Genomic DNA, 8,343 nt, shown 5'->3' with positions numbered 1-8,343 from the left:
ACCAGAACGATCTATCCAGCAACGACATCGGTATCGAGACGAACGTGGACTACCTCACCGTCGACGCCAGTTGCAACTGGTACGGCGACATCAACGGTCCGTTCGAGGCCACGCTCAATCCGGCCGGAACCGGATCCGCCGTCGAGGGCGACGTCGACTTCGGTCCCTGGCTGGTGAGTGCGGGCGGTGCTTGCACCGGCCTCACCAACTTCGCCTCGGCCGGTCCGGCCCCGGGTGAGCTGAACGACTGCGACAACTGCCTGGACATCCCGGTCAGCCTCACGCGGCTCGACACCAGCGCCGCCCGCGGCGTCAGCGTGACCTTCGAGCTGAGCTCGAATCTCGAGCTGTGCGGCACGCCGGCCGTGTCCTCGGGCGCCGGCACCTTCTACGACGGCTTCGGCAACGTGCAGGCGCTCCCGCTGATCACCGTCAACGACAGCACCTACACCTTCGACACCGCCATCCTCGGTGAGCCCTGCGGGTCCACCGTCGGCGGCGAGGTCTTCACCATCCCGGTGACCTTCGTGTCGGGTCTGACCAGCGACCAGCAGGGCACGATCGACATCGTCGGCGTTACCCTGCGTGACTGCGACAACGCGCCGCTGCCGCTGCTGCCGGGTCCGGGCGCGACGATCGACATCGACGTCACCGCTCCGGGCGCGATCACCGATCTGGCGGCCGTGCAGCAGAAGACGGGGAACACCCCGCCGAACACCACGGCCATCGACCTCAGCTGGACCCTGCCGGGCGACCCCGACCTGACGGCCGTGCGCGTCTTCCGCAAGGGCTTCGGCAACTATCCCGAGTACGACGACCTGGGTGGTGCCGCGCCGACGGCTCCGACCAGCATCAGCGATGCGCTGACCAACGGCTGGACCGAGGTCAGTGGCTCGCCGCTGGCTCCGACGGCCACGTCGTACAGCGACGAGCCGGGTGCCCGGGACTTCTGGTACTACGTGGCCTTCGCCGAGGACGAGTGCTACGAGAGCGCCGTCAGCGGCCGGACCGACGGCACGCTGAGCTACCACCTCGGCGACGTCGCCCCGGGTACGGGCAACAACATCGTGTTCACCGGCGACATCTCCGATCTCGGTGATGCCTACGGGACCTTCGACGGGGATGCGAACTACGACGCCGAGGCCGACGTCGGTCCCACGACCGACTTCTCGGTGGACGCGCGTCCGACCACGGACAACCAGATCCAGTTCGAGGATCTGATCCTGTTCGCCATCAACTTCAACCAGGTGAGCAAGCTCGCTCCGGCCCAGCTGGCCGCCGCGAACACGCTGGAACTCGTGGAGCCGACGGAGCTGACCGCCGGTGACGAGATCCGCGTGCCGCTGCGTCTGTCGGGTGACGGCAGCGTGCAGGGTCTGACCGTGGAGCTCGGCTGGAACTCCGACGTGCTCGAGTACGTCGGCTGGGCACCGGGCGACATCGCCTCGGCCCAGAACCGCGCCATGCCGGTCTTCTCGCCCACGGCGGGCGTGATCGACGCGGCCATGATGGGCGTGGCCGACACGGGCATCGCCGGCGAGGGCACGCTGGCCCACCTGCGCTTCCGCGTGAAGGCCGAGGGCCCCACGGATCTGCGCTTCGATTCGGTGGACGCGCGCAGCGCCACCAACGAAGAGGTCAGCCTGAGCGGCACGCTGGTCCAGGAGGCCTCGGGCACTCCGGCCATGCTGTCGCGCAGCGTCCTGCGGTCGAACGTGCCGAACCCGTTCAACCCCAGCACGAAGGTCCGCTTCGCGCTGGCCGACCGGGGTCACGTGAGCGTGCAGATCTTCGACCTCAAGGGTCGCCTGGTGCGCACCCTGGTCGACGCTCCGTTGACCGCGGGTGAGCACGAGATCCAGTGGAACGGCACCGACGACGGTGGCCGGACCGTGGCCTCGGGCACCTACCTGCTGCGGATGAGCGCTCCCGACGTGACCGAGTCGCGTCGACTGATGCTCGTGAAGTAGACTTCGTCGACGACGGAGATCCACGGCCCGTGTCCCCGATCCGCTCGGGGGCACGGGCCCCATCCTCGCACCCCTTGCTCGCGGAGACCGCCTTGGCCTGGAAGACCACCCTGCACCGGACCGCGTTCGCCCTCGTGATCGTGCTCACTCTGCTGCCGGTTTCGGCCCGGGCCGCGACGGTCCTGTCCTTCGTCCCCGACAGCGGCGAAATCCAGTGCGACGAGCAGCTCGACGTGGAGATTTACGTCGACGCCGGCGCCGCCGACCTGCGGGGGCTCACACTGAAGTTCACCTACGATCCCACGCTGCTCGACCTGGTCGACGTGTTCCCCGGCCAGCTGTTCGTCGACGCCCCGTGCGACCCCTTCCTCTACACCGACCCGACGCCGCCGGGAGTCCTCCAGATCGACATCGCCGGTCTGGGATGTTCCGTGGACGGCCCCGGCGCGGTGGCCCGGATTCGCTTCGAGGGCAAGTCCACCGACGGGATCAGCCCACTGCTGGGCGTTGCCGCCACGCTGCGCGACAGCGAGAACCAGGGGATCGGTGCCTCGTGGGACGACGGGCAGATCCTGGTGAGCTGCCCGGTGTCGAACGAAACCCAGAGCTGGAGTGCACTGAAGGCGCAGATGCGCTGAGCGTCGTGACGGCCGGTTAGACGCCGACGACCTCGCAGTCGACGCCGAGCTCGCGCAACTGTCCACCGATCTCCTCGGTGTACAGCGGGTTCATGATCACGACCATCGCCGGATCCGAACCGCGCAGCGCGTCGGGGTGCTCGATCGTCGTGCCCACCCCGGCCACGTGCATGCCGCGCTTGCGGGGGTTGATGTCGACCACCCGCACGAGATCGCTCTCGGCCCCGATCAGGTTCAGGAAGGTCACGCCCTTCGAGCCGGCACCCCAGACCACGGCCGTGCGGCCGCTCGCCCGCAGCTGATCGAGACGCTCGCGCCAGGTGTGCGTGCGCTCGCGGACCTCGTCGCCGAGGGCCCGGGCCGATGCCACGATCTCGGCCACGGCATCACGATCGGGGGCGGAGGACTCGTCGCCGTCGCCCGGCCAGGTGGCGGCCACCGACAGGAACTGATCGCCGAAGCGCGGGCGGGTCTCGCCGACGTCGAACCCGGCGCGCCGGAAGCACGCCGCCAGCGACGGGGCACAGAAGTACGACACGTGCTCGTAGATGAAGTCCCAGATCCCGCCCTGCTGCAGGCTGTACAGCGAGTTCGGGACCTCGAAGAACACCGGCTGCCGGCGGTCGTCGGGCAGAACGCTGCCGAGCTGCTCGAGGAAGGCCGCGGGCCGTTCGAAGTGCTCCAGTGCCTGCCGGCACAGGATCAACGCGGGCTCGACGCCTTCGGCATGGAGCTGCGCCAGGCGGGTCTCGTCGAAGGGCTCGGCGACCACGCGGATCGCGCCGTTCTCGCCAGCATGCGGATCGGAGGCCGCATCGTAGCTCGGATCGAAGCCGGTCCCGCGGGCGCCGGCCCGTTCGCAGACCATGCGCAGGAAGTCGCCCTGGCCGCTGGCGATCTCGACCACGTGCTCGCCCTGCAGGGCGTAGTCCGCGGCCAGCTCGTCGGCCAGCCCGTCGGCGTACTCCTGGAATCGCGGCGAGAAGTGCAGGGAGTTCTCGTACTCGCCGCCGTAGACCACCTTCTCGGGATCGAAGGTGGCGTTGAACACGTGGCCGCAGTCGCGGCAGATGGCCAGGACCATGCCGCCGCGGGCGGCCTCGCGGGCCGAGGCGGCCGTCTCGTGCAGCACGTTGCAGAACACGGGCACGGCGTCGAGCTCGAGGAAGACCTCGCAGGCGCCGCTCCCGCAGGCCAAGCAGCGGAGATCGTCGTGGGTCATGCTCAGGCGTCTTCCAGGGTGAGGATCTCGGCGGACACGCCGTGCTTCTCCATGTCCGCGGCGATCTCGTCGCGGTAGATGGCGTTCATGACGATCACGCAGTCCGGATCGATCCCGGGCAGGTCCGCCGGCCCGTAGATCCGGTGCCCGGTCGTCGGCATGTAGTAGCCGTGGCGGTGCGGGTTGATGTCGATGGCGCCGTAGACGTCGTCGGTGCCCAGGCCGAGCGTGGTCAGGAACGACACGCCCTTCGAGCCCGAGCCCCAGATGACCGCGCGCTTGCCATCGGCCCGCAGGGCGGCCAGGCGGTCGCGCCAGAAGCCCACCTTGCGTTCGAAGGCGCTCTCGAAGCCCTCGACCAGTCCCGGCAGCGCCGAGGCGTCCGGCGCCGGAGCCGGCTCGGCGCCGTTGCTCCGGGTGGTCGCCGAGATCGTCAGGTACTGCCCGTCGTACTCGTTGCCGAGCTCGAGCACCGTGAAGCCCTGCTCACGGAACAGGTGGTGCAGCGAGGGCGGGGTGAAGTACGAGACGTGCTCGTAGTACACGTCCTCGAAGGCACAGTCCTCGAGAATGCGCAGCGTCTCGGGGATCATGAAGAAGATGTCGGCGTCACGCTCGCCGACCGCGCGACGAACCGTGCCCACGAACTGGGCCGTGGGCTGGATGTGCTCGAGCGTCATCTTGCAGCACACGAAGTCGGCCTTCACGTCGGAGTACTTCTCCGAGTAGAAGTCGCGCACGAACTCCACGTTCTGCCCGGGCTCGGGCGCGTGCCGGTCGGGCCGGTAGGCGGGATCGAAGCCGACGCCGCGGGTCTCGCCGTCCTCGCACAGCATGAGCAGGAACTCGCCCTTGCCGCAGCCGATCTCCAGGACGTCCTTGCCGCGCAGCTCGAAGCGGGTCTGCAGCTCGTCGCTCATCTCGCGGTGGAAGCGCTGGAAGGTTCCCGAGAAGCCCTGGGTCTCCTCGTAGCGCCCCGAGTACTCGGTCAGTTTCTCGTCGAAGGCCGCATTGCCGATGAAGTGGCAGGTCGGGCAGTAGCACAGGTCGATGTCGCCCCGCGGATACTCGAGGGCTTCTTCTCGCGTCTCGAGCAGGATGCAGCTGTTGGTCGGCACCCCGGAGGCCCGGTGGAAGGTCCGGAATCCCGGCGTGCCGCAGTTCGGGCAGGTCGTGGTCTCGGCCATGGAATTCGATTCCTCGCGATTCGGGTCGGTCAGACGATGCGCGGCGCCGGCACGGGAATGATGAAGCGGCCCCCGGCGTCGCGGAACTCCTTCTCCTGGGCCACGATCTCGGTCTCGAGGTTCCAGGGGAGCAACAACAGGTAGTCCGGCTTCTTCTCGCGGATGGCGTCGGGAGACACGATCGGGACGTCCTGGCCGGGCATGTACAGCCCCTGCTTGTGGACGTTGCGATCGCAGACCCAGTCGATGAGGTCGGGACCGATGCCCACGTAGTTGATCAGCGTGCTGCCCTTCGCCGCCGCTCCGTAGGCCGCGATGGTCTTCCCGCCGGCCTTCAGCGCCTTCAGCAGCCCGAGCAGCGACTCGCGCAGGTACTGCACACGCTCGGAGAAGTCGCGGTAGTACTCCAGACGGTCGACGCCGTGTTCCTTCTCCTCGGCGAGCATGCGCTTCACGTTGTCGCCCACGTCCTCGAAACGCTGCACGAACAGCCGCAGTGAGCCGCCGTGGATGGGCAGCCACTTGACGTCGTTCAGGTACAGGTCGTGGCGCCGCAGCAGCTTGTCGACCGCGGTGACCGAGAAGTAGCACAGGTGCTCGTGGTAGATCGTGTCGAACTCCACGTGGTCGATCAGGTCGCGCACGTAGGGGAACTCGATCACGCCGACGCCGTCGTCCTTCAGGATGTGGTGCAGGCCGGCCACGAAACCGTTGGTGTCGGCCACGTGGGCCAGCACGTTGTTGGCGTGCACGACGTCGGCCCGCTTGCCCTCTTCGGCCAGCTCACGGCCGACGGTCGCCCCGAAGAACGCCACGCGCGTGGGCACGCCGATCTTCTCGGCGGCCTTGGCCACACCCTCCACGGGATCGATCCCGAGCACGGGGATCCCGTGGTCGACGTAGTTCTTCAGCAGATAGCCGTCGTTGCTCGCCAGCTCGATCACGAAACTGCCGGCTCCGAGACCGCGCGCCTCGATCAGTTCCTCGACGTTCTTCTTCGAGTGCTCGAGCAGGTAACGGCTGAACGACGAGAAGTAGGGGTAGTCGGCCGCGAACAGCAGCTCGGGGTCGACCGTCTCGTCGATCTGCATCAACGAGCAGTCGTGGCAGAACACGACCTCGAGCGGAAAGGTCGGCTCGGGCTTCGAGAGCTGGTCGTCGCGTCGCATGCCGTCGGCCAGCGGCGTCACGCCCAGATCGAGGATCGAGTCCAACGAGGCACTGCCGCACGAACGACAGGTGTGCGTGGCTGAAGCCATTGCACGAGCTCCTGTGGGAAGGGGTCAACCGGTGACGGCCGGCGAACGCCAGCGCAACTTGCCGTCGAGCTTTCCGCTGTCGATCAGGCTCTTGACGTGGTCGATGCGCTTGAAGCGCTTGCCCTCGAACTCGTCGAGCTCCAGCCCGTACTGCTGGTACGCCAGGTACAGTTGCTCGGTCCCCCGCCAGGCCGTCCATTGCGGCTTGTAGGCGTGCAGCGTACGGGCGATCAGGTTGCAGTCGACCCGGTAGTTCCGTTTGTCGGGGCCGGCACCGTCGGCGAAGGCGACCTGGCAGTCGGGAACGACCTGGCCCACGATCTCGGCGAGCTCGCGGATCTGGTAGTTCTCGGTGGTCAGGCCCACGTTGAAGGCCTTGCCGTGCACGAGCTCGAGGTCGGTCTCGATCACCGCGATGTAGGCCCGCGCGATGTCGGACACGTGCACCACCGGACGCCACGGCGTGCCGTCGCTCTTGAGCATGACCTTGCCGGTGGTGAAAGCCCAAGCCGTGAGATTGTTCACCACGAGGTCGAAACGGATCCGCGGCGACAGACCGAAGGCGGTCGAGGCGCGGAGGAAGGTCGGGCTGAAGGTGTCGTCGGCCAGCGGCGTGACGTCACGCTCGACCATGACCTTCGACTCGCCGTAGGGGGTGACGGGATTGAAGTGCGCCGACTCGTCGAGGAAGTCGTCGCCCGCGCCCCCGTAATTGCTGCACGAGCTGGCGAAGACGAAGCGACGCACGCCGGCCTCCTTGGCCAATTTCGCCAGGCGCACCGAAGCACGGTGGTTGATCTCGTAGGTCAGATCGGGATCGTAGTCACCCAGCGGATCGTTCGACAGACCGGCCAGGTGCAGGATCGCGTCGAAGCCCTTCAATTGTTCGGCCTCGACGTCGCGGACGTCGCAGCCCAGATTCGGCACGTCGGCGATCTCGCCGCCGAACGTGCATTCGCGGAACAGGTCGCTGTCGAGGCCGACCACGTCGTAGCCCCGCTCCAGGAGCATCGGTGTGAGGACCGTTCCGATGTATCCGAGGTGTCCGGTGACGAGAACGCGCATGTCTTACTCCCAACTCTTCCAGGGTGCGTCTCCCGAGTCCCACAGCTGGGTCAGGATGTGCTTCTCTCGCAGCGTGTCCATGCACTGCCAGAAGGAGGTGTGCTTGTAGGCCATGAGGTGTCCCTCGTCGGCCAGGCGTTCCATGGGCTCCTTCTCCCACTGGGTGCTGTCGCCGTCGATGTAGTCGAAGACCTCGCGTTGGAGTACGAAGAAGGCGCCGTTGATCCAGCCCTCGGCGGTCTGGGGCTTCTCGGTGAAGCGTACGACCCGGTCGCCCTCGAACTGCAGGTGTCCGTACCGGGCGGGCGGCCGGACCGAGGTCATGGTGGCGTGCCGGCCGTGCCCTTCGTGGAAGGCCAGGAGACGGCCGAGGTCCACGTCGGACAGGCCGTCGCCCCAGGTAAGCATGAAGCGCTCGTCGGGCAACCAGGGTTTGAGTCGTTTGATGCGTCCTCCGGTCTGCGTCTCCATGCCGGTCTCCACCAGGTGGACCGTCCACTCCGGCCGGTCGTCCTGCACGGTGAGGACGTCCCCGGTGTTGGTCTTGACCGTCATGTGACCGGCCAACGAACAGTAGTCGCGCATCCAGCGCTTGATGTACTCGCCGTGGTACCCGAGCGCGATGACGAACTCGTTGTACCCGTAGTGTGAGTAGTGCTTCATGATGTGCCACAGGATCGGCCGCCCGCCGATCTCGACCATGGGTTTCGGACGCACGGTCGTCTCTTCCGCGAGACGAGTACCTTTGCCTCCGGCGAGGATCGCCACTCTCATTTCGTTCTGCTCCTGAGCTCGACGGGACCTGGGCGCGGCTCGACGGCTGGGATACGGGTTTCCGGAGATCGGGAATCGGTGAGCGCGGATTGATCGTAGCACAGGCTCCGCGAAGGGCGAAAGACGAGGTGGGGAACCGCGAGACCCGCCGGGGAACCACGGGGAGCCGGCCTCCGGACACCGCATTCCGGGCCGTCCACGGCTCCCTGGATCCTGTTCGCTGGGAAA

7 protein-coding genes are annotated in these 8,343 nt (G+C 67.3%); 2 read left to right on the top strand and 5 right to left on the bottom strand.

Features of this window, described 5'->3' with window-relative positions; all coding sequences use genetic code 11:
• Both VKA86_07800 and VKA86_07795 read left to right on the top strand, forming a co-directional pair.
• Positions 1–1,970: FlgD immunoglobulin-like domain containing protein (locus VKA86_07800; GenBank protein ID HKK71106.1), on the top strand; the 1,970-nt coding region annotated here is incomplete at its 5' end.
• 92 nt (positions 1,971–2,062) lie between these two features.
• On the top strand, positions 2,063–2,608 hold the full coding sequence (locus VKA86_07795; protein HKK71105.1) for a cohesin domain-containing protein: 546 nt from the start codon (positions 2,063–2,065) through the stop codon (positions 2,606–2,608).
• A 16-nt stretch (positions 2,609–2,624) separates the two neighbouring features.
• On the opposite strand, the gene VKA86_07790 is transcribed toward VKA86_07795, so the two are convergent.
• From VKA86_07790 to rfbF, 5 genes are read right to left on the bottom strand one after another with little or no spacing between them, the layout of a single operon-like run.
• On the bottom strand, positions 2,625–3,830 hold the full coding sequence (locus VKA86_07790; GenBank protein HKK71104.1) for a class I SAM-dependent methyltransferase: 1,206 nt from the start codon (positions 3,828–3,830) through the stop codon (positions 2,625–2,627).
• 2 nt (positions 3,831–3,832) lie between these two features.
• Positions 3,833–5,017: a class I SAM-dependent methyltransferase gene (locus VKA86_07785; GenBank protein ID HKK71103.1), complete on the bottom strand. Its 1,185-nt coding sequence runs from the start codon at positions 5,015–5,017 to the stop codon at positions 3,833–3,835.
• A 29-nt stretch (positions 5,018–5,046) separates the two neighbouring features.
• Positions 5,047–6,276: a class I SAM-dependent methyltransferase gene (locus VKA86_07780; GenBank protein ID HKK71102.1), complete on the bottom strand. Its 1,230-nt coding sequence runs from the start codon at positions 6,274–6,276 to the stop codon at positions 5,047–5,049.
• Between the two features lie 24 nt (positions 6,277–6,300).
• Positions 6,301–7,341, bottom strand: coding sequence for an SDR family oxidoreductase (locus VKA86_07775; GenBank protein ID HKK71101.1), 1,041 nt, complete (start codon positions 7,339–7,341; stop codon positions 6,301–6,303).
• A gap of 3 nt (positions 7,342–7,344) precedes the next feature.
• A complete protein-coding gene (gene rfbF / locus VKA86_07770; GenBank protein HKK71100.1) occupies positions 7,345–8,115 on the bottom strand; it encodes a glucose-1-phosphate cytidylyltransferase in 771 nt (256 codons plus the stop codon).
• Between the last annotated feature and the right edge of the window lie 228 nt (positions 8,116–8,343).

Source organism: Candidatus Krumholzibacteriia bacterium, from assembly GCA_035268685.1.
GTDB lineage: Bacteria > Krumholzibacteriota > Krumholzibacteriia > JAJRXK01 > JAJRXK01 > JAJRXK01.
The sequence above is the reverse complement of the archived record's forward strand: the minus strand, read 5'-3'. Positions and strand labels throughout refer to the sequence as shown.

Bases quoted from the DNA above. Each gene is read 5' to 3' on its own strand.
- VKA86_07790 (HKK71104.1), bottom strand. From the start codon at position 3,830: ATGACCCACGACGATCTCCGCTGCTTGGCCTGCGGGAGCGGCGCCTGC.
- VKA86_07785 (HKK71103.1), bottom strand. From the start codon at position 5,017: ATGGCCGAGACCACGACCTGCCCGAACTGCGGCACGCCGGGATTCCGG.
- VKA86_07780 (HKK71102.1), bottom strand. From the start codon at position 6,276: ATGGCTTCAGCCACGCACACCTGTCGTTCGTGCGGCAGTGCCTCGTTG.
- VKA86_07775 (HKK71101.1), bottom strand. From the start codon at position 7,341: ATGCGCGTTCTCGTCACCGGACACCTCGGATACATCGGAACGGTCCTC.
- rfbF (HKK71100.1), bottom strand. From the start codon at position 8,115: ATGAGAGTGGCGATCCTCGCCGGAGGCAAAGGTACTCGTCTCGCGGAA.